Annotated in this window: 20 protein-coding genes and 2 pseudogenes; 15 read left to right on the top strand and 7 right to left on the bottom strand. The window is 71.4% G+C overall.

Translation table 11 applies throughout. The features are described from left to right. Positions 1–23 precede the first annotated feature (23 nt). The 3 genes from mnmA (at position 24) to IE242_RS00915 (ending at position 3,442) form a co-directional block, all read left to right on the top strand. Positions 24–1,151 carry a tRNA 2-thiouridine(34) synthase MnmA gene (mnmA, locus tag IE242_RS00925; RefSeq protein ID WP_189854264.1) on the top strand — a complete coding sequence of 376 codons (1,128 nt, stop codon included), beginning with the start codon at positions 24–26 and terminating at the stop codon, positions 1,149–1,151. Positions 1,152–1,245: 94 nt separating this feature from the next. After that, on the top strand, positions 1,246–2,754 hold the full coding sequence (locus tag IE242_RS00920; protein ID WP_308436747.1) for a sensor histidine kinase: 1,509 nt from the start codon (positions 1,246–1,248) through the stop codon (positions 2,752–2,754). Between the two features lie 7 nt (positions 2,755–2,761). Next, positions 2,762–3,442, top strand: a complete 681-nt coding sequence (locus IE242_RS00915; RefSeq protein ID WP_189854262.1) for a response regulator — start codon at positions 2,762–2,764, stop codon at positions 3,440–3,442. On the opposite strand, the pseudogene IE242_RS00910 reads toward IE242_RS00915, so the two are convergent. The 5 genes and pseudogenes from IE242_RS00910 to IE242_RS38505 form a co-directional block, all read right to left on the bottom strand. Then, a pseudogene (locus IE242_RS00910) lies at positions 3,434–4,123 on the bottom strand (phosphatase PAP2 family protein); the annotation flags it as partial. The gene IE242_RS00915 and the pseudogene IE242_RS00910 overlap by 9 nt on opposite strands. Before the next feature lie 178 nt (positions 4,124–4,301). Further along, a complete protein-coding gene (locus IE242_RS00905) occupies positions 4,302–4,673 on the bottom strand; it encodes a MerR family transcriptional regulator (RefSeq protein WP_195826391.1) in 372 nt (123 codons plus the stop codon). A 26-nt stretch (positions 4,674–4,699) separates the two neighbouring features. Next, positions 4,700–5,467 carry an SDR family NAD(P)-dependent oxidoreductase gene (locus IE242_RS00900; RefSeq protein ID WP_189854260.1) on the bottom strand — a complete coding sequence of 256 codons (768 nt, stop codon included), beginning with the start codon at positions 5,465–5,467 and terminating at the stop codon, positions 4,700–4,702. A gap of 71 nt (positions 5,468–5,538) precedes the next feature. Then, entirely contained in the window at positions 5,539–5,751 is a 213-nt protein-coding gene (locus IE242_RS00895) for a DUF397 domain-containing protein (protein WP_189854258.1), read from the bottom strand. A gap of 31 nt (positions 5,752–5,782) precedes the next feature. After that, positions 5,783–5,992: pseudogene (locus IE242_RS38505) on the bottom strand (Scr1 family TA system antitoxin-like transcriptional regulator); the annotation flags it as partial. An 11-nt stretch (positions 5,993–6,003) separates the two neighbouring features. On the opposite strand from IE242_RS38505, the gene IE242_RS00890 reads away from it, so the two are divergent. Further along, the gene (locus IE242_RS00890) at positions 6,004–6,201 is read left to right on the top strand and encodes a hypothetical protein (RefSeq protein ID WP_189854256.1); all 198 of its coding nucleotides are present in this window, start codon (positions 6,004–6,006) and stop codon (positions 6,199–6,201) included. Positions 6,202–6,403: 202 nt separating this feature from the next. After that, entirely contained in the window at positions 6,404–6,649 is a 246-nt protein-coding gene (locus IE242_RS00885) for a hypothetical protein (RefSeq protein ID WP_189854254.1), read from the top strand. A gap of 40 nt (positions 6,650–6,689) precedes the next feature. Here IE242_RS00885 and IE242_RS00880 read toward each other — a convergent pair whose 3' ends face one another. Next, positions 6,690–7,031 (bottom strand): DUF427 domain-containing protein, encoded by a 342-nt coding sequence (locus tag IE242_RS00880; protein WP_189854252.1) that lies wholly within the window; start codon positions 7,029–7,031, stop codon positions 6,690–6,692. 54 nt (positions 7,032–7,085) lie between these two features. On the opposite strand from IE242_RS00880, the gene IE242_RS00875 reads away from it, so the two are divergent. From IE242_RS00875 to IE242_RS00855, 5 genes are all read left to right on the top strand, one after another. Then, positions 7,086–7,625: an LOG family protein gene (locus IE242_RS00875; RefSeq protein WP_189854250.1), complete on the top strand. Its 540-nt coding sequence runs from the start codon at positions 7,086–7,088 to the stop codon at positions 7,623–7,625. Positions 7,626–7,734: 109 nt separating this feature from the next. Beyond that, the gene (locus IE242_RS00870; protein ID WP_189854248.1) at positions 7,735–8,433 is read left to right on the top strand and encodes an SDR family oxidoreductase; all 699 of its coding nucleotides are present in this window, start codon (positions 7,735–7,737) and stop codon (positions 8,431–8,433) included. 136 nt (positions 8,434–8,569) lie between these two features. After that, positions 8,570–9,538 carry a methionine synthase gene (locus IE242_RS00865; RefSeq protein WP_189856264.1) on the top strand — a complete coding sequence of 323 codons (969 nt, stop codon included), beginning with the start codon at positions 8,570–8,572 and terminating at the stop codon, positions 9,536–9,538. A gap of 15 nt (positions 9,539–9,553) precedes the next feature. Continuing rightward, complete coding sequence (ligA, locus tag IE242_RS00860; protein WP_189854246.1) at positions 9,554–11,749, top strand: NAD-dependent DNA ligase LigA; 2,196 nt, start codon at positions 9,554–9,556, stop codon at positions 11,747–11,749. Between the two features lie 229 nt (positions 11,750–11,978). Then, positions 11,979–14,297, top strand: coding sequence for a putative bifunctional diguanylate cyclase/phosphodiesterase (locus tag IE242_RS00855; protein WP_189854244.1), 2,319 nt, complete (start codon positions 11,979–11,981; stop codon positions 14,295–14,297). A 71-nt stretch (positions 14,298–14,368) separates the two neighbouring features. On the opposite strand, the gene IE242_RS00850 is transcribed toward IE242_RS00855, so the two are convergent. Continuing rightward, positions 14,369–14,977, bottom strand: a complete 609-nt coding sequence (locus IE242_RS00850) for a TetR/AcrR family transcriptional regulator (RefSeq protein WP_189854242.1) — start codon at positions 14,975–14,977, stop codon at positions 14,369–14,371. Between the two features lie 87 nt (positions 14,978–15,064). Here IE242_RS00850 and IE242_RS00845 point away from each other — a divergent pair, with 87 nt between their 5' ends. The 5 genes from IE242_RS00845 (at position 15,065) to IE242_RS00825 (ending at position 18,127) form a co-directional block, all read left to right on the top strand. After that, a complete protein-coding gene (locus tag IE242_RS00845) occupies positions 15,065–15,436 on the top strand; it encodes a DUF4267 domain-containing protein (protein WP_189854240.1) in 372 nt (123 codons plus the stop codon). A gap of 53 nt (positions 15,437–15,489) precedes the next feature. Further along, complete coding sequence (locus IE242_RS00840) at positions 15,490–15,981, top strand: cupin domain-containing protein (protein ID WP_189854238.1); 492 nt, start codon at positions 15,490–15,492, stop codon at positions 15,979–15,981. A 109-nt stretch (positions 15,982–16,090) separates the two neighbouring features. Then, positions 16,091–16,387 (top strand): Asp-tRNA(Asn)/Glu-tRNA(Gln) amidotransferase subunit GatC, encoded by a 297-nt coding sequence (gatC, locus tag IE242_RS00835; protein WP_030574004.1) that lies wholly within the window; start codon positions 16,091–16,093, stop codon positions 16,385–16,387. A gap of 7 nt (positions 16,388–16,394) precedes the next feature. Continuing rightward, the gene (gatA, locus tag IE242_RS00830) at positions 16,395–17,891 is read left to right on the top strand and encodes an Asp-tRNA(Asn)/Glu-tRNA(Gln) amidotransferase subunit GatA (protein ID WP_030574000.1); all 1,497 of its coding nucleotides are present in this window, start codon (positions 16,395–16,397) and stop codon (positions 17,889–17,891) included. Next, entirely contained in the window at positions 17,888–18,127 is a 240-nt protein-coding gene (locus IE242_RS00825) for a hypothetical protein (protein ID WP_189854236.1), read from the top strand. Before gatA ends, IE242_RS00825 begins: the two co-directional genes overlap by 4 nt. Position 18,128: the final 1 nt, after the last annotated feature.

Below are 18,128 nucleotides of genomic sequence, written 5' to 3'. Positions count from 1 at the left end.
GCGCCCCGTACTCTTGAAGGGTTATGACTGAGACCACGCAGCGCACCCGCCCCCTCCGCGTCCTCGCCGCCATGTCGGGCGGGGTGGACTCCGCCGTCGCCGCCGCCCGCGCCGCGGAAGCGGGTCACGACGTGACCGGCGTGCACCTCGCGCTGTCCGCGAACCCGCAGTCGTTCCGCACCGGGGCGCGCGGCTGCTGCACCATCGAGGACTCGCGCGACGCCCGCCGCGCCGCCGACGTGATCGGCATCCCGTTCTACGTGTGGGACCTCGCCGAGCGCTTCCGCGAGGACGTGGTGGAGGACTTCGTCGCCGAGTACGAGGCCGGGCGCACCCCGAACCCGTGCCTGCGCTGCAACGAGAAGATCAAGTTCGCCGCGCTGCTCGACAAGGCGCTGGCCCTGGGCTTCGACGCGGTGTGCACCGGCCACTACGCGCAGGTCGTCACGCTGCCCGACGGCACGCGCGAGCTGCACCGCGCCTCCGACATGGCCAAGGACCAGTCGTACGTCCTCGGCGTGCTGGACGACAAGCAGCTCGCCCACGCGATGTTCCCGCTCGGCGACACGGTCACCACCAAGGAGGAGATCCGCGCGGAGGCCGAGCGCCGGGGCCTCGCGGTCGCCAAGAAGCCCGACTCCCACGACATCTGCTTCATCGCCGACGGCGACACCCAGGGCTTCCTGGCCCGCCGCCTCGGCAAGTCCGAGGGCGACATCGTCGACGAGTCCGGCACCAAGATCGGCACCCACGAGGGCGCGTACGGCTACACGATCGGCCAGCGCAAGGGCCTCCGCATCGGCACCCCGGCCCGCGACGGCAAGCCGCGGTACGTCCTCGACATCTCTCCGGTGGACAACACGGTGACGGTCGGCCCGGCCGCGTCGCTGGACGTGACCGCCCTGACCGCGATCAAGCCTCGTTGGTGCGGTACGGCGCCCTCGGGTCCGGGCACCTACACGGCCCAGCTCCGTGCCCATGGGGGCGAGACGGAGGTCACGGCGGAGGTCGTGGACGGGGAGCTGCGGGTGTCCTTCGCGGAGCCGGTGCGAGGGGTGGCCCCCGGGCAGGCGATCGTGCTGTACGACGGCACGCGCGTGGTGGGGTCGGCGACGATCGCGGCTACGGTGCGGGCGACGGCGGCCGTCTGACAGCTCCGTTCGGAGGCTCGGCGCTTGTCGGCACCGGCCCGGATTGGACTTTCGGCAGTGTTCGACGGCTCCCGACACCCGTAGCGTCGCCTCCGTGGACGGCTCGATGATCTGTGGTGAGACCGGGACCGGGACCGGGACCGCTGTTCCGCGGTGGGCACGTGATCCCGGAACCCTGCTGACGGCGGCTGCCGCGGTGGCCGCCTGTCTGAGCGCGGTGACTCTGTGGTGGGCGATACCGGCTGCCGTGGCGGCCTTCCTGGCAGGGCGGCGGCCCGGAAGGACGGCGCCGACCGCGCTCGTTCTGGTCGCCCTTCTCGCGGTCGGCGTGGTGGCGTTGTCCGTCGTGCCCGCCTTGCTGCCCCTGGCCGGCCGGTTCGTGACCGCGGTGGTCGGCGCCGCGATGCTGCCCTGGTTCGCGGGCCGGTTCTGGTGCCAGTACCAGCAGCTCGTCCGGGCCGGCTGGGAGCGCGCCGAGCACCTGCGGCGCGAGCAGCAGCTGATCGCCGAGCAGGCCCGGCTGCGCGAGCGGGCGCGTATCGCCCAGGACATGCATGACGTACTCGGCCATGACCTCAGCCTGATCGCCCTGTCGGCCGGCGCGCTGAAGCTCGCACCGGGCCTCGAGGAGGAGCACCGCAAGGCCGCGGGCGACATCAGGGCCAGGGCCGCCGCCGCGGTGGAGCGTCTCGGCGAGGTGATCGGTGTGCTGCGCGAGGGGACCGGCGACGCGGCTGCGGCCACGGGGCGACCCAGCCTCACGGATCTGGTTGCCGAGGCTTCCGCGGCCGGTCTCGCGGTGGAGTCGCGCATCGACGGCACGGCGGACGACCTGCCGCCGGTGGCCGAGCGGGCGGCCCACCGGGTCGTGCAGGAGGCGCTGACCAACGTCGCCAAGCACGCACCTGGTGCGACAGCGACGGTTCAGGTGACACACACGGACCGGGAGACGAAGGTCGTGGTGGAGAACGGACCGCCGTCGTCCGCGTCCGGCCTGCGGCCCTGGTCCCGGTCCCGGTCCCGATCCGGGTCCGGGTCCGGGTCCGGGAGCGGGTCCGGGAGCGGGGGACACGGCCTCGTCGGACTCGAAGAACGTGTGCGGTTGGCCGGCGGCCGGTTCGACCACGGGCCGCGTGACGGTGGCTACGCGGTCGTCGCGACGATCCCGCACACACCCTCGTCCCTGCCGGCGCCCTCCGTGGCCGGGGTCCCCCTGGCCGGTCGTGAGTTGCCGCGGGAACACCGCCGCGCTCGGCGGCGGGTCAGCCGGACCCTGGTCGCCGCGGTCATGGTTCCGCTGGTGACGGGAGCGTTGCTGAGCGGAGTACTCACCGTCCTGGAGATGCGCTCGGCGGCACACTCGGTCCTGGACCCGCGCGACCACGACCGCCTGCGCGTGGGGCAGGATCGTTCCGAGGTGGAGCGTTTCCTGCCGGACCGGCAGACGAACCACCGTCCGACGACTGCCGAGCCGACAGGAGACGGCACCACGTGCGAGTACTACGCGCTCACGGCGAACCGGTTCGACGACCGGTCCGGCGACGCATACCGGCTCTGCTTCCGCAAGGACACCCTGGTGTCCCTCGACACGCTCACCGGGTGAGCGCCCGATGATCCGGGTACTGATCGCCGACGACGAGCCGATGATCCGTGCGGGAGTGCGTGCCGTACTCGCGACGGATCCGGACATCGAAGTCGTCGCCGAGGCCGCCGACGGTCACGAGGCCGTGGAACTGGTCCGCCGCCACCGCCCCTCGGTGGCCGTCCTCGACATCCGCATGCCGGGCATCAGCGGGATCGACGCGGCGGCGGAGATCCGGGGCACGGTGCCGGGTACGAGCGTCATCATGCTGACGACGTTCGGCGAGGACGACTACATCCTCCAGGCGCTCGGCGGTGGCGCGGCAGGCTTCCTGATCAAGTCGGGCGAGCCGGAGGAACTGATCACCGGGGTCCGTGCGGTGGCGGACGGCGCCGCCTACCTGTCACCGAAGGTCGCGGCCCGGGTCATCGCCCACCTCGCCGCGACGGGCGCGGGCACCCTGGCCGGCCGGCGTTCGGCCGCCCGCGACCGGATCGCCGCCCTCACCGCCCGCGAACGGGAAGTGCTGGCCTTCCTCGGCAGCGGTCTGTCCAACGGGCAGATCGCCCGGCGGCTGCATGTGGTGGAGGGGACGGTGAAGGCCCATGTGAGTTCCATCCTGGCGAGGCTCGGCGTGGACAACCGGGCTGCCGCCGCGGTCATGGCCCACGAGGCCGGGATGGTCCCCGCGCAGCCTCCCCAGCCGTGACACCACCCACTGGGCCGACGGCAGCAGCGCGATGACAAGGGCCGCCACCACGGCGCCGCCGAGCGTCGCGCCGGCGAGCACATCGTGCGGATAGTGGACCCCGACCAGCACGCGCAGCAGCGCGGCGGCCACGGCCAGCGGCAGCGTGAACGCGGCGAGCCGGGGCCGCAGCAGGGCCAGTCCGACCGCCAGGCCGGCGGCCAGAGTGGCGTGGTTGCTCGGGAAGGACCAGTCTCCCGACGCGGGACATTCCGTGACGATCTCGGCTCCTGTGCGCAGCGCACGGCACGGCCGCTCCTCGTCCACCACCAGCTTCAGCGCCTCGCTCACCGCGTAGGCCGCCACGGTGCCGAGACCGGTCAGCACGGTTCCGGCGACCGCTCGTGTGTCTGCGCGGCGGACCGCTGACCACCACGTCCAGAGCAGCACCAGCCCGAGGATCACCAAGGTGCCTTCGGTGGCCGCTTCCAGCAGATGCCCCAGCCAGGACGGCGCATCCGCCACCACCCCGGTCACCGACCGGTACCCGGACACCGAGGCCCCATCGGTGACCTCGACCGCATCGGCCTCCCCCAGCCCGCCGGGGGAGAGCCACGTGACGACTCCCGCCCCCAGACCGAGCACGCCCAACGCACCGAGCAGCCGACCGGCCCGGCTCTTCTCTCGTGGTTCTCGTTCCATGAGGTCCGAACGTAGAAGCGGGAGAACTCCCGAACCCGAGCCGAACGGCAACACCGGACCCTGACGATCGTCGGGGTTGACAGCCACGGGCACCTTCGGTCCGCGTCACCGGACACTGAGTCGTGCCCGGCCATCGGGCATACCCACTCTTGATCCCGGTACGTTCAGGCTCTGCGGGTCAGGCCACCGGACGGATCCGATCGCCGGCCTTTTCCCGGAGCGCGGCTTCCAGCCGGTCGCGGGCCTCGGTCTGGGCGGCGATCCGTTCGTTGAGGACGGCCAGCCGATCCAGCGCGACCCGCAGGCCCTTGTCCGAAGGCGGTGCGGCAGCCACATCGCCGTCCAGGCAGGGCAGGAACACGCGCACGTCGTCCAGGGTGAGCCCGGCGGCCAGCAGGTAGCGGATGTTGCGGACCCGCACCACGGCTCGCTCGTCGTAGACGCGGTAGCCGTTGGCGGCCCGCTCGGAGGAGATCAGCCCCGCCTGCTCGTAGTGCCGCAGCGCACGGGCGGTCGTCCCGGTCGCCCCGGCCAGCTCACCGATCCGCACCCGCTCCACCTCCCGGGCCACTCCTATCACGCCACGACCGCTCCGCCGTCGACCGGGAGCACCACACCGGTGACGAACGAGGCAGCCGGTGCGGCGAGTTGGTTGATCGCCCAGGCCACCTCCTCGGGGCGGCCGATCCGGGCCAGCGGTGTGTGCGCCAACTGCCACTCCCGCACCGCGGCCATCCGCTCCGGCGTCAGACCCTGGTGCTCGCCGATGGGGGTGTCGATCGCACCAGGGGCGACCGCCACCACCCGGATTCCCCGGGGTGCCAGCTCGACCGCCCAACTACGCGTCAGTAGTTCCAAAGCGGTCTTGGTCGCCGCGTAGACCGAGCTGCCGGGCCAGGCCCGCTGCCCCACCGACGTACTGACATTGACGATCACGCCGCTCGACGCCGCCAGGAACGGCAGCGCCGCCTGGGACAGCAGGACGGGGGCCACGAGGTTGGTGGCGAGCTGGGCCGCGATCGTCTCCGGCGTCAGCGTGCCGAGGGCGCCGCCGCGCACGACACCGGCGTTGTTCACCAGCACGTCCAGTCGGCCGTGTGCCTCCACCACGGCCCGGACGATACGTTCGGGCCCGCCCTCGGCGGTGATGTCGGCGGGCAGTGGCGTGATCCGGTCGTGTCCGGCCGCGGTCTCCGTGAGCGGTTCGCTCCGCCGTCCGATCGCGACCACGTGGGCGCCCTCGGCGGCGAAGGCCCGGGCAGTGGCCCGGCCGATGCCGGTGCCGGCTCCGGTCACCGCGACGATCCTGCTGTTGTTCTGTCCGGTGCTGTTCATGCCGGTCATCGTGCAACCCTGCCGCCGGCGGCAAGGTCAACGTCTCACCGGGGCCGTAGCACGGTGAGCTCTCCCCTCAACTATTCATGAGGTCCGCGCGGGGACACGGCTCCCGTCCTCAGGCCGCGTACGAGTGACAGCAGTGGGCCCTGTCCGGTGGTCAGGATGTCGGCCGGGGCGTCGCTCTCGCGGAGGGCTGCTCCGGCCGGTGTCGCGGCCACTTCGACGCAGTTGTTGCCTCCGTCCCCGGAGAAGGACGACTTGAGCCGGCGGAGCTCGGGCGCGTTGTGCATTCCACAACTCCTTGGCGATCCGATGGATGAACTCCACCGACTTGTTCGCAGTCAACGCCGCCTGCTCGACCAGGTCCAGTCGCAGGCGGAAGTTGTCCAGCTGGGTGGGCGAGTCGAAGAACAGGGCTCCTGCTGGCGAGTCCATCTGCGCCGTGTCCAAGTGAGGATCGGCGCCGACGGCGTACAGGATGTCGTCCCCCAACATGGGGAAGCCGCCGTTGGCGAAGGGGATGACCCACACTCTCGGGAACGATGGCCGGCATCCTGCGCGACCTCGCCGCTCTCGACGGACGGACACCTGAAGCGTTGGCCATTGAATGGGCCGCCGGAAAGCTGATCATTCCCGAGGGAACGGTGGGTGACGCAGTCGACGACTGGGGTCTCTTCGACGGGCCGCCGGACCTCGCGAGTCGTGCGCACGAGCACCTGCGGGGCAGGAACGCCGCGTGACCGGCTCAGTCAGTCTCGCAGTGGCCGACACTAGCGTCCTCCTCGCCGCTTTCAACCGACGTGATGACCGGCACAGGGAAGGCATCGAAGCCTTCGGCACGGCCAGGCTCCTGGTTCTGTCCCCACTCGTTCTCACTCGGTCTTGCCGAACTCGATTACTTGCTTTCACCAGCAGGCATCGGAGAAAGAGGCCGTGGAGGCCGTGTCCCGCCTGCGTGCTCTGGTCGGGGCCGGGTACGCGCGCGTACCCGGCGTGGACGGTCAGCTTCTCGGTGAGGCGGAGGAGATCCAGCGCGATTACCTGGGGCAGGCGATCGGTCTGACCGACGCCGTCAACGCGTGCCTGGCCTGGCGTCTCCAGCAGCCGACGGTTCTGTCCTTCGACAACCACTACCGGATCATCGCGCCGCGGCGGCCGGGCGAACGGCCGCTGGATGTACGGCCGTGACCAGTGCCTCTCCCTCCGCGAGGCGCCCGGAGCCGGTCGATCACACCACCTCGGTGTCGTAGAAGCACAGGTGCCCCTTGAGCTCCGCGACCTCCGGCTTCGGCTCGGGATACGCCCACACCAGGTCCGCCGCGTCCGGCAGCGACCAGTAGGACGCCGTGCCCTTGAACGGGCAGTGCGTGTGGGTGTCCGACGGGGTCAGCAGGTCCATGCGGACATCCTCTTCGGGGATGTAGTAGCGCACGGGACAGCCCGTCTCGCGCAGGAGCAGAGGGCGGGTGCTGTCGGCGAGCACCGTGCCGTCGTGCACCACGCGTACGTGCTCCGTGGCCCGCTCGATCGTGATCTCGTGTCCGTGCCGGTTTCCGTGTCCAGTGGCCATGAGGAGGACAGCGCCGGATCGGCCGGGGTTCTTCCCGCCCCGTACCGTAGACGCATGAACATCTGCGTCTTTCTCTCCGCCGCCGACCTCGACGAGCGTTACACCGGCCCCGCGCGCGAGCTCGCGGAGCTCATCGGCAAGGGCGGGCACTCCCTCGTGTGGGGCGGTTCCAACGTCGGGCTCATGAAGGTCGTCGCGGACGGGGTGGAGGAGGCGGGCGGGCGCCTGGTGGGCGTCTCCGTCGAGTTCCTGTCGAACCGGGTGCGGCCGGGGGTCGACGAGATGGTCGTCGCGAAGGATCTCGCCGAGCGCAAGCGGCTGCTCCTGGAGAAGGCCGACGCGGTGATCGTCATGGTCGGCGGCACCGGCACGCTCGACGAGGCCACCGAGATCCTGGAGCTGAAGAAGCACGGGCACACGGAGAAGCCGGTGGTGCTGCTGAACACGGCCGGGTTCTACGACGGCCTCAAGGAGCAGTTCCGGAGGATGGAGGACGAGGGCTTCCTGCCGCGTCCCCTCACCGAGCTCGTCTTCTTCGCCGAGGAGCCGGTGGGTGCGCTGGCCTATCTGGAGGAGTCGCTCGGCGTGCAGTGACGCGCCACGGGTGGCCGAAGCCGGGCGGAGCCTGGCGCTGCCTTGCGGTGCCTGGCGATGCCTGGCGGTGTCGCCCCTGGGAACGCCCTTTCCCATCGGTGATGCGAGCATGGCGGACATGGCTACACATGTGATCACCGGAGCCGGTTCCGGCATCGGCGCGGCCGTCGCCCGCCGCCTCCACGCGCGCGGGGACGAGATCTGGCTGCACGCGCGCGACGCGGGCCGCGCCAAGGAGCTGGCGGCCGAGTTCCCCGGTGCGAAGACCCTGGTGGGCGACCTGGCGGACCCGGACAGGCTCTCCTGGGCCTTCTCGCACCAGACGCTCCCGGACCGCGTGGACTCCTTGATCCACAGCGCGGGCGTCATCGAGCTCGGGCACATCGGGGATCTGACCCCGAAGGCCTGGCACCAGCAGCTGAACGTCAACCTGATCGCGCCGGCCGAGGTCACCCGCCACTTCCTGCCCCAGCTGCGCGCCGCCCGCGGCCAGGTCGTCTTCGTCAACTCGGGCTCCGGGCTGCGCGCCTTCGGCGAGTGGGGCGCGTACGCCGCCTCCAAGCACGGTCTGAAGGCCCTCGCCGACTCGCTGCGGCACGAGGAGCACGGGAACGGCGTCCGGGTCACCTCGATCTACCCGGGGCGTACGGCCAGCCCGATGCAGGCCAAGGTGCATCAGCAGGAGGGCAAGGAGTACGACCCCTCCGAGTGGATCGATCCCGAGTCGGTCGCCACGACCGTCCTGATGTCCCTGGATCTGCCCAGGGACGCCGAGGTGAACGACCTGTCGGTGCGTCCGGGGCGCTGACTGACACGGCCCTGCGTCCGTATCGCGCCGGGGACGTCGAGACGGCGCCCCCGGCGTTACGTACGCTTCCGGGGTGAGTTCCAAGGCGAATGAGAACAGCGGGTTCCGGTTCGGGCCCGCCACCGGCGTCGGGTCCATGCCCGGCGGGGACGCGCGCGAGGCCGCCAAGACCGTGACCGGCACCTTCGAGGGGCCGGAGAGCGGGATGCCGTACCTGCCCGAGCTGCCCGCGCGCGGGCCCGGCGCCGACATGATCGGGCGGACCGCGGGGATGCTCGTCGAGCTGTACGCGCGCGTCGAGCCCAGCGGATGGCGGCTCGGGGACCGGCCGGGCCGGGACACCAAGCGGGCCCGCTCGTGGCTCGGTGAGGACCTCGACGCGCTGGAGGAGTTCACCCAGGGGTACGAGGGGCCCCTGAAGGTGCAGGCCGTCGGGCCCTGGACCCTTGCCGCCGCCCTGGAGCTGCGGAACGGCGAGGCCGCCCTGTCCGACCCCGGCGCCTGCCGCGACCTCGCCGCCTCGCTCGCCGAAGGGCTGCGCCTGCACCTCGCCGAGGTGCGGCGGCGCGTGCCCGGTGCGCAGGTGGCCCTCCAGCTCGACGAACCCTCCCTCACCGCCGTCCTGCGCGGCCAGGTGCGCACCGCGAGCGGCTACCGCACGCACCGCGCCGTGGACCGGCAGATCGTCGAGGCCACCCTCCGGGACGTCGTCGGGGTGCATGACGGCGGTCCCGTCGTGGTCCACTCCTGTGCGCCGGACGTGCCGTTCGCGCTGCTGCGCCGGGCGGGCGCCACCGCGATCTCCTTCGACTTCTCCCTGCTCACCGAACGTGACGACGAGGTGATCGGGGAAGCCGTGGAGTCGGGCACCCGGCTCCTCGCCGGTGTCGTGCCGGGCACGGACGGCCGATTGTCAGACCCTGCAGGTAGCGTCATGGGAGTCAGGACGCTGTGGCGCAGGCTGGGGCTGCATCCGGGGCTTCTCGCGGACGCGGTCGCGGTCACTCCGTCGTGCGGACTCGCGGGAGCCTCCCCCGAGTACGCGCGGCAGGCGCTCGCCCACTGCGTCCGGGCGGCGAGATCCCTCGCGGACAACCCAGAGTAACGGGAGGACAACACGGTGGCCGGCGACAAGCAAGCGGAGTCCACAGCGGTACCCGCCGAGGCGCGGCAGCGGCACGCACAGCTCGCCGAGCAGGTCGAGGAGCACCGCTTCCGGTACTACGTGAAGGACGCCCCCGTCGTCAGCGACGCGGAGTTCGACGACCTCCTGCGCTCCCTGGAGGCGCTGGAGGAGGAGTACCCGGAGCTGCGCACGCCCGACTCGCCGACCCAGAAGGTCGCCGGGTCGTACCAGACGGAGTTCACCGCGGTACAGCACCGCGAACGCATGCTGTCGCTCGACAACACCTTCAACGAGGACGAGCTGGCCGCCTGGGTCGACCGCATCGCCAGGGAACTGGGCTCGCAGGAGTACCACTTCCTGTGCGAGCTCAAGGTCGACGGCCTCGCGGTCAACCTCACCTACGAGCAGGGCCGCCTCACGCGCGCGGCGACCCGCGGCGACGGCCGCACCGGTGAGGACATCACACCCAACGTCCGTACGATCGCGGAGATCCCCGATCGGCTGAAGGGCGACCGCGTCCCCGACCTCGTGGAGATCCGCGGCGAGGTCTACTTCCCGATGGAGAAGTTCGAGGAGCTCAACGCGCGTCTGGTGGAGGCCGGCGACAAGCCCTTCGCCAACCCGCGCAACGCGGCGGCCGGTTCGCTGCGCCAGAAGGACCCGCGCGTCACCGCCACCCGACCGCTGCACATGGTCGTTCACGGCATCGGCGCGCTGGAGGGCTTCGAGGGCCTCAGCCGCCTCTCCCAGGCGTACGAGCTGCTGCACGACTGGGGCCTGCCCACCGCCCGGCACAACCGCGTGGTGGACGACCTCGCCGGCGTGCACGAGTTCATCACGTACTTCGGGGAGCACCGCCACTCCGTGGAGCACGAGATCGACGGGGCCGTGATCAAGCTCGACGAGATCCGCCTCCAGGGCCGGCTCGGGTCCACGGCCCGCGCGCCACGGTGGGCGATCGCCTACAAGTACGCCCCCGAAGAGGTCAACACCAAGCTTGTCGACATCAAGGTGGCCGTCGGCCGCACCGGTCGCGTCACGCCGTACGCCCAGGTCGAACCGGTCACGGTGGCCGGTTCCGAGGTGGAGTTCGCCACGCTGCACAACCAGGACGTGGTCAAGGCCAAGGGCGTCCTCATCGGCGACACGGTGGTGCTGCGCAAGGCCGGTGACGTCATCCCGGAGATCCTCGGTCCGGTGGCCGACCTGCGCGACGGCAGCGAGCGTGCCTTCGTGATGCCTTCGGAGTGCCCCGAGTGCGGCACGCCGCTGCGGCCCATGAAGGAGGGCGACGTCGACCTGCGCTGCCCCAACGCCCGTGCGTGCCCTGCCCAGTTGCGGGGTCGGCTGTCCTACCTCGCGGGCCGGGAGTGCCTCGACATCGAGCACTTCGGCGACGTGGCGGCGGCCGCGCTCACTCGTCCCCTGGAGCCCGCGGACCCGCCGCTCGTCGACGAGGGCGACCTGTTCGACCTGACTGTGGAGAAGCTGCTCCCCATCAAGGCGTACGTCCTGGACCCCGACAGCGGCCTGCCCAAGCGCGATCCCAAGACGGGTGAGGAGAAGATCGCCACGGTCTTCGCCAACCAGAAGGGCGAGCCGAAGAAGAACGCGCTGGCCCTGCTGGCGAACATCGAGGCGGCCAAGGACCGTCCGCTCGCGCGCTTCCTCAACGGGCTCTCCATCCGTCACGTCGGTCCCGTCGCCGCCGAGGCGCTCGCCCGTGAGTTCCGTTCCATCGACCGCATCGAGCAGGCGAGCGAGGAGGAGCTGGCGGGCACGGACGGCGTCGGGCCGATCATCGCCGCCGCCCTCAAGCAGTGGTTCGCCGAGGAGTGGCACCGAGAGATCGTCCGCAAGTGGAAGGCCGCCGGGGTGTCCTTGGAGGACGAGGGCTCCGGCGAGGACGAGGGCCCGCGTCTGCTGGAAGGGCTCACCGTCGTCGTCACCGGCACGCTGGAGCACCACACACGGGACGGGGCGAAGGAGGCCCTGCAGAGCCGGGGAGCAAAAGTGACCGGTTCCGTTTCAAAAAAGACTGCATTCGTTGTTGTCGGTGACAATCCTGGATCGAAATATGACAAGGCGATGCAGCTCAAGGTGCCTGTGCTGAACGAGGAGGGCTTCGCGGTCCTGCTCGAACAGGGGCCGGAAGCAGCCGCGGAAGTCGCACTTCCGACCGAGGAGTAGCGGTTGAAGGCCACCCGATCGGCGCATACCAGATGCATACGGGTGGCCGGGTCGCATTCGGGCAACCGTCGGCGACCGCTGCCCGTGGAAGCCTTCTGCGGCCTAGTGTTGAGATGTGCGCCTGCCGTGCCCAGACGCGTGGTGGGTTTTCAGACGCGGTGCCGTTGAAGGTCTGTCGGGAGCAACGGGCCGCGCTGCGTGGGCACCGCCGGCTGTGAGAGGGACGGGAATGGAACCGACCGAGAGCGCCGCCCCGGACTCACGGCTGCGCCTGCGCCGGCTGTCCGGGGCATGGCTGAGCGGCCGACGGGCGGGGGCAGGGCGGCCGTCCGCGCGCGTGGACGCGGACGCGCCCGGCGCCGGGTGGGACGCGTCCGCCGCACGCGACGCCACACTTCGCGGCGTCGAGGGCGGCGGTTCCACCGGCCGCGACGCCGGCCGCGGCGGTTCCACGGGCCACGACGCCGAACGCAGCGGTCTCGTGGGCCATGACACCGAAGACACCGAACGGCAGCTGTCCTGGCCCGCGTTGCCCGCCGCCGCCGTCGGCCTGGCCGGCGCGGTCCTGGGCGCCGGGTTCTACCGGGCGTTCAGCGGTCAGCACGCCCTCTTCCCGTCCGGCACGGCGGGCTGGTCGCTGGCCGTGCTGGCCGGCGTCGTCGTCGGGCACCTCGTCGCCCTGGGCCGCTCCCGCCTGTGGGGCGGTACCGGTTCCGGCGCCGCCCTCGTCCTCGCCGTCCTGCTGCTGTACGGGTGGGTGCCGGCCGGAATGGTCAGCCTCACCGTCGTCGTCCTGGTCGGCGTCGCCCGCCGGGGCCACTGGCGGCAGGGCGTGCTGCACGGCGCGGTGGACATCCTCGGTATCGGCGCGGGAGCCCTGGTGCTCGGCGCGTTCGGCCGCGTCCCCTCCGTCGAGTCGCCCTGGGACGCCGAGACCTGGAACCTCTACGCGGCGCCCCAGGTGATGCTGGTCGCCGCCGCCTACCTCCTGGTCACCCGCGGTCTGCTCTGGTACCTGCACGCGCCGCGCGGCGGCGGGGTGCCCACGATCGCCCGCACGGCGCTGGTCCGGCAGGGACTCCTCGCCGTCGCGCTGCTCGGTATCGCACCGCTCATCTGTGTGGTGGCCGTGGCGCGGCCCGTTCTGCTGCCCCTGTTCGCCATCCCCCTGATCGCACTCGACTCCACACTGCACTTCGCCCGTGTCCGGGCCGAGGAACAGCTGCGCGATCCGCTCACCGGGCTGCCGAACCGGCAGTGGCTGCTGGAGCGGACCTGGACGGCGCTCGACGACGCGGAGCGGATCGGTGCGCGGTCGGCCCTGATGCTGATCGACATGGACCGTTTCCGGTCCGTCAACGACACTCTCGGGCATCTCGCGGGCGACCGGCTGCTGCTTCAGATCGCCGACCGGCTGCGGCTGGCCCTGCCGCGCGGAGCGGAGGCCGCGCGCCTGGGCGGCGACGAGTTCGCCGTGCTGCTGCCGGTCGCGGACTCCACGACGTCCGCCAGCCGGGTCGCCCGCAACCTCGTCTCCGCGCTCGGCTCCCCGCTGGACCTCGACGGGCTCACGCTCGTCCTGGAGGCCAGCGCCGGGCTCGCCGTCTTCCCCGACCACGCGCTCGACGCCGAAGGGCTGCTGCGGCGCGCGGACGTGGCGATGTACCAGGCCAAGCGGGACCGTACGGGCGTGGAGGTGTACGAGTCCAAGCGCGACTCGAACACCCCCGACCGCCTCGGCCTGCTGGGCGACCTCCGGCGTGCGCTCGACGCGCAGGAGGTGGAGCTCCACTACCAGCCGAAGGTCCGCTTCGACGGGCAGGTGGCCGGTCTGGAGGCGCTCGTGCGATGGGTGCACCCCGAGCGGGGCAAGGTGCCGCCGGACGAGTTCATAGCGATAGCCGAGTCGTCCGGGCTGATGCCGCACCTGACCGAGTACGTGCTGGAGACGGCCCTCGGCCAGGTCGCCAAGTGGCGGGCCCAGGGACTGCACGTACCGGTCGCGGTGAACGTGTCGCCGCGCGACGTGCACACCCCCGGCTTCGCGGGCGCGGTCGCCGGACGACTCGCACGGCACGGCGTCCCCGCGGGCGCCCTGCAGTTGGAGATAACCGAGCACGTGCTCCTGGAGGACCCGCAGCGGGCCGCCGACACCCTGGCCGGGCTGACCGGGCACGGCGTGAAGATGTCCCTGGACGACTTCGGCACGGGCTACTCCTCCCTGGTCCACCTGCGACGGCTCCCGGTGAGCGAGCTGAAGATCGACCGCTCCTTCGTGGCCCGGCTCGCCGTCGACACCGAGGACGCGGAGATCGTCCGCTGCACCGTCGACCTCGCCCACTCCCTGGGCCTGCTGGTGGTCGCCGAGGGCGTCGAGGACGACGAGACCTGGGAGCGGCTGCGTGACCTCGGGTGCGACGCGGTCCAGGGCTGGCTGGTGGCCGCCGCGATGCCGCCCGAGGAGACGACGGCGTGGCTGCGGGCCCGGGGGTCGCGGGGCTGGCAGCGCCCCGCCGCGGCCCTCCCGGCCGCGGCGACCGACGAGTAGACCCCGGCCGTCCCCCCATCCGGTCCCGCCAAATGCGTGCGGGCCGACCGGGGCGCGGACGCCCTCCCTTCTCAGTCCGTCCCCGTCTCCGCCCCTGCCCCCATTCCGGCCGTGAAGTGCCCGATCAGCAGCGCCAGCCGCTGCTCATGCGCCTCCTCCGGCAGCCGTCCGCTGCGCATCAGCGTGACCAGGCCGTGCAGGCCCGCCCAGTACGTCTCGGTCAGCAGCCCCACATCGTCCCCCCGCGCCGCGATGGGCTCCACCGCCTGGACCAGCTCCCCGAACGCCTCCTGCAAGGCCGCCGGTGCCTCCGGGGTGGCGAACGGGAGATCCACGGCATGCGTGAACATCGCGTCGTACAGGGCCGGCCGCCGCCGCCCGAACGTCGTGTACGCCTCGCCGACCGCCGCGAGCGCCTCGCGCACACCCTTCGCCGCCGTACGGGCCGTTCGCATCTCCTGAGCCAGATCCGCGCACCCCTGCACCGCGACGGCCGCCATGATCGCGCCCTTGCCCTTGAAGTGGCTGTAGAGGACCGGCTGGCTGTACTCGATCTCGGCGGCCAGGCGCCGTGTCGTCACCGCGTCCCAGCCCTCGGCCTCCGCCAGCTCGCGCGCGGCCGTGACGATCAGCCGCTCCCGTTCCGCTCGTTCGCGCTCCCGGCGCGTCTGGATCGACATGCCAGGAATCCTAGCAGTGCTAGCCAATCTGTCGACGCTCTGCTAGCTTCGCTCGTGACCCTAGCGCTGCTAGCAAGGAGAGATGACGTGACTGTCACCGCGTACACCCTGGCTGTCGTGCTCGACCTGTTCTGCGTGTTTCTCGGGTACCGGTTCCTGTTCCAGCCGGCCTCGGCCGCCGCCGGGTACGGCGTCCCGGCCAGGCCGGACGGCGACGCCGGCGCCTATCTCTCGATCAAAGGCCTGAGAGACGGCGCCTTCGGTGTCATGGGACTGGTGCTGCTGGTCTTCGCGGGCGCCCGTGCCGAGGCCTGGTTCATGCTCGCCGTGGCGCTCGTGCCACTGTTCGACACGGTGATAGTGCTGCGTCATGGAGGGACGAAGGCGGTCGCTTTCGGGATTCACTTCGCCACGGCGGTGATCGTCCTGATCAGCGCCGGGCTGCTCTTCGCCGTCTGAGCGCGCTCACATCCGGCAACACCACACCACAACACCACGCAGGGAGTCCGAAGATGTCGCTGTTCGTGCCGCAGTTCGACGAGTCCGTGGTCGTGCGAGACGCGGAGGCAGAAGTCGTCGGCGGAGCCCCCGTCGCCATCAAGCTGCTGGCCGACAGCAACGCCACCGGCGGCGCGCTGTCCACCGTGCGCGCCACCCTCACCGACGGCGCCGACGGTGCCCGCCCCCACCTGCACAAGGGTTCCGCCGAGATGTTCTACGTGCTCGACGGCGCCGCCGAGGTGCTCTCCGGTGAGGAGGTCCTCACCGCCGGACCCGGCGACCTCGTCGTCGTGCCGCCGAACATGCCCCATGCCTTCGCCGCCGTACCCGGCAGCGACGCCGACATCCTGATCGTGATCACTCCCGGCGTCGAGCGCTTCGAGTACTTCCGCCACCTCCAGCGCATCCGTCTCGGCGAGGCCACCCCGGAGAGCCTCAAGGAGGTGCAGGAGCTGTACGACAACCACTTCCTGGTGAGCCCGGCCTGGGAAGCCCGCCGCTGAGGGGCGCGGCGGGCCGGCGGCGGCCCGAGGGAAACCGTTTCACGGGCACAGGGCCCCGCCCCATAGGATTGAGCCCAAACCACACACACTCACCCCAGAGGATCGCTGCATGCCTGGCATCACGCGCGAGGAGGTCGTCCACCTCGCCCGGCTGGCGCGTCTGGAGCTGAAGCCCGAAGAGGTCGACCACTTCGCAGGCCAGCTCGACGACATCATCGGCGCGGTCGCCCGCGTCAGCGAGGTCGCCGACCAAGACGTACCGCCGACCTCCCACCCGCTGCCGCTGACGAACGTCATGCGCGCGGACGAGGTCCGTCCGTCGCTCACCCCCGAGCAGGCGCTCTCCGGCGCCCCGGCCCAGGAGCAGCAGCGTTTCAAGGTGCCGCAGATCCTGGGGGAGGACTGATCACGTCATGACCGACAGCATCATCAAGCTCACGGCCGCCGAGACCGCCGCGAAGATCGCCTCCGGCGAGCTGACGGCCGTCCAGGTCACCGAGGCCCACCTGGCCCGTATCGAGGCCGTCGACGAGAAGGTGCACGCCTTCCTGCACGTCGACCGCGAGGGCGCCCTGGCGCAGGCCCGCGCCGTCGACGAGAAGCGGGAGCGCGGCGAGAAGCTCGGCCCGCTCGCCGGCGTCCCCCTCGCCCTCAAGGACATCTTCACGACCGCCGGGGTGCCCACCACCGTCGGTTCCAAGATGCTCGAGGGCTGGATCCCGCCGTACGACGCGACGCTCACCAAGAAGCTCAAGGACGCCGACGTCGTCATCCTCGGCAAGACCAACATGGACGAGTTCGCCATGGGGTCCTCCACCGAGAACAGCGCCTACGGACCGACCGGCAACCCCTGGGACCTCACCCGCATCCCCGGCGGCTCCGGTGGTGGCTCCTCCGCCGCCCTCGCCTCCTTCCAGGCCCCGCTCGCGATCGGCACGGACACCGGCGGTTCCATCCGCCAGCCCGCCGCCGTCACCGGCACGGTCGGCGTGAAGCCGACGTACGGCGGTGTGTCGCGGTACGGCATGGTCGCCTTCTCGTCCTCCCTCGACCAGGGCGGCCCCTGCGCCCGTACGGTCCTGGACGCGGCCCTCCTCCACGAGGTCATCGCCGGTCACGACCCGCTCGACTCCACCTCCATCGACGCCCCGGTCCCGCCGGTCGTCGAGGCGGCCCGCAACGGCTCGGTGGCCGGGATGCGCGTCGGCGTGGTCAAGCAGTTCCGCGGCGAGGGCTACCAGGCCGGCGTCGTCCAGCGCTTCGACGAGTCCGTCGAGCTGCTGAAGGAGCTGGGCGCGGAGATCGTCGAGCTGGACTGCCCGTCCTTCGACCTGGCGCTGTCCGCGTACTACCTGATCGCGCCGTCCGAGTGCTCCTCCAACCTCGCCCGCTTCGACGGCCTGCGCTACGGCCTCCGTACCGGCGACGACGGCACGCACTCCGCCGAGGAGGTCACCTCCCTCACCCGTGAGGCGGGCTTCGGCGACGAGGTCAAGCGCCGCATCATGCTCGGCACGTACGCGCTCAGCTCCGGCTACTACGACGCGTACTACGGCTCCGCCCAGAAGGTCCGCACGCTCATCACGCGCGACTTCGAGAAGGCCTTCGAGCAGGTCGACGTGATCGTCTCGCCGACCACGCCCACCACCGCCTTCCCGATCGGCGAGCGCGCCGACGACCCGATGGCGATGTACCTCGCGGACCTGTGCACCATCCCGACCAACCTGGCCGGCAACGCCGCCATGTCCCTGCCCTGCGGCCTCGCGCCGGAGGACGGGCTGCCGGTGGGCCTGCAGATCATCGCCCCGGCGATGCAGGACGACCGCCTTTACAAGGTGGGTGCCGCTGTCGAGGCCGCGTTCGTGGAAAAGTGGGGGCACCCGCTGCTCGAGGAGGCTCCGTCGCTGTGAGTGCACTGTCCAAGGTCAAGGGCTTCAAGACGTCCAAGTCCGGTCTGTACGTGTCGATGGCCACGTCGGCGTTCGGCATGATCGGTGCGGCCAAGCAGATCAAGAAGGCCCGCTCCGAGAACGACACGCTGCGGCTGATCGACGCCGTCGTCACCGGCGCCGCGGTCGTCACCAACCTCGCCATCCTCTACCGCGAGCTGAAGCGCCTCGGCGACGACGACGTCCTGCTGGGCTGAG

The sequence above is a fragment of the Streptomyces poonensis genome, from assembly GCF_014650915.1.
GTDB lineage: Bacteria > Actinomycetota > Actinomycetes > Streptomycetales > Streptomycetaceae > Streptomyces > Streptomyces poonensis.
Note: the sequence above shows the minus strand (reverse complement) of the source record. Positions and strands in the feature narration are given on the sequence as shown.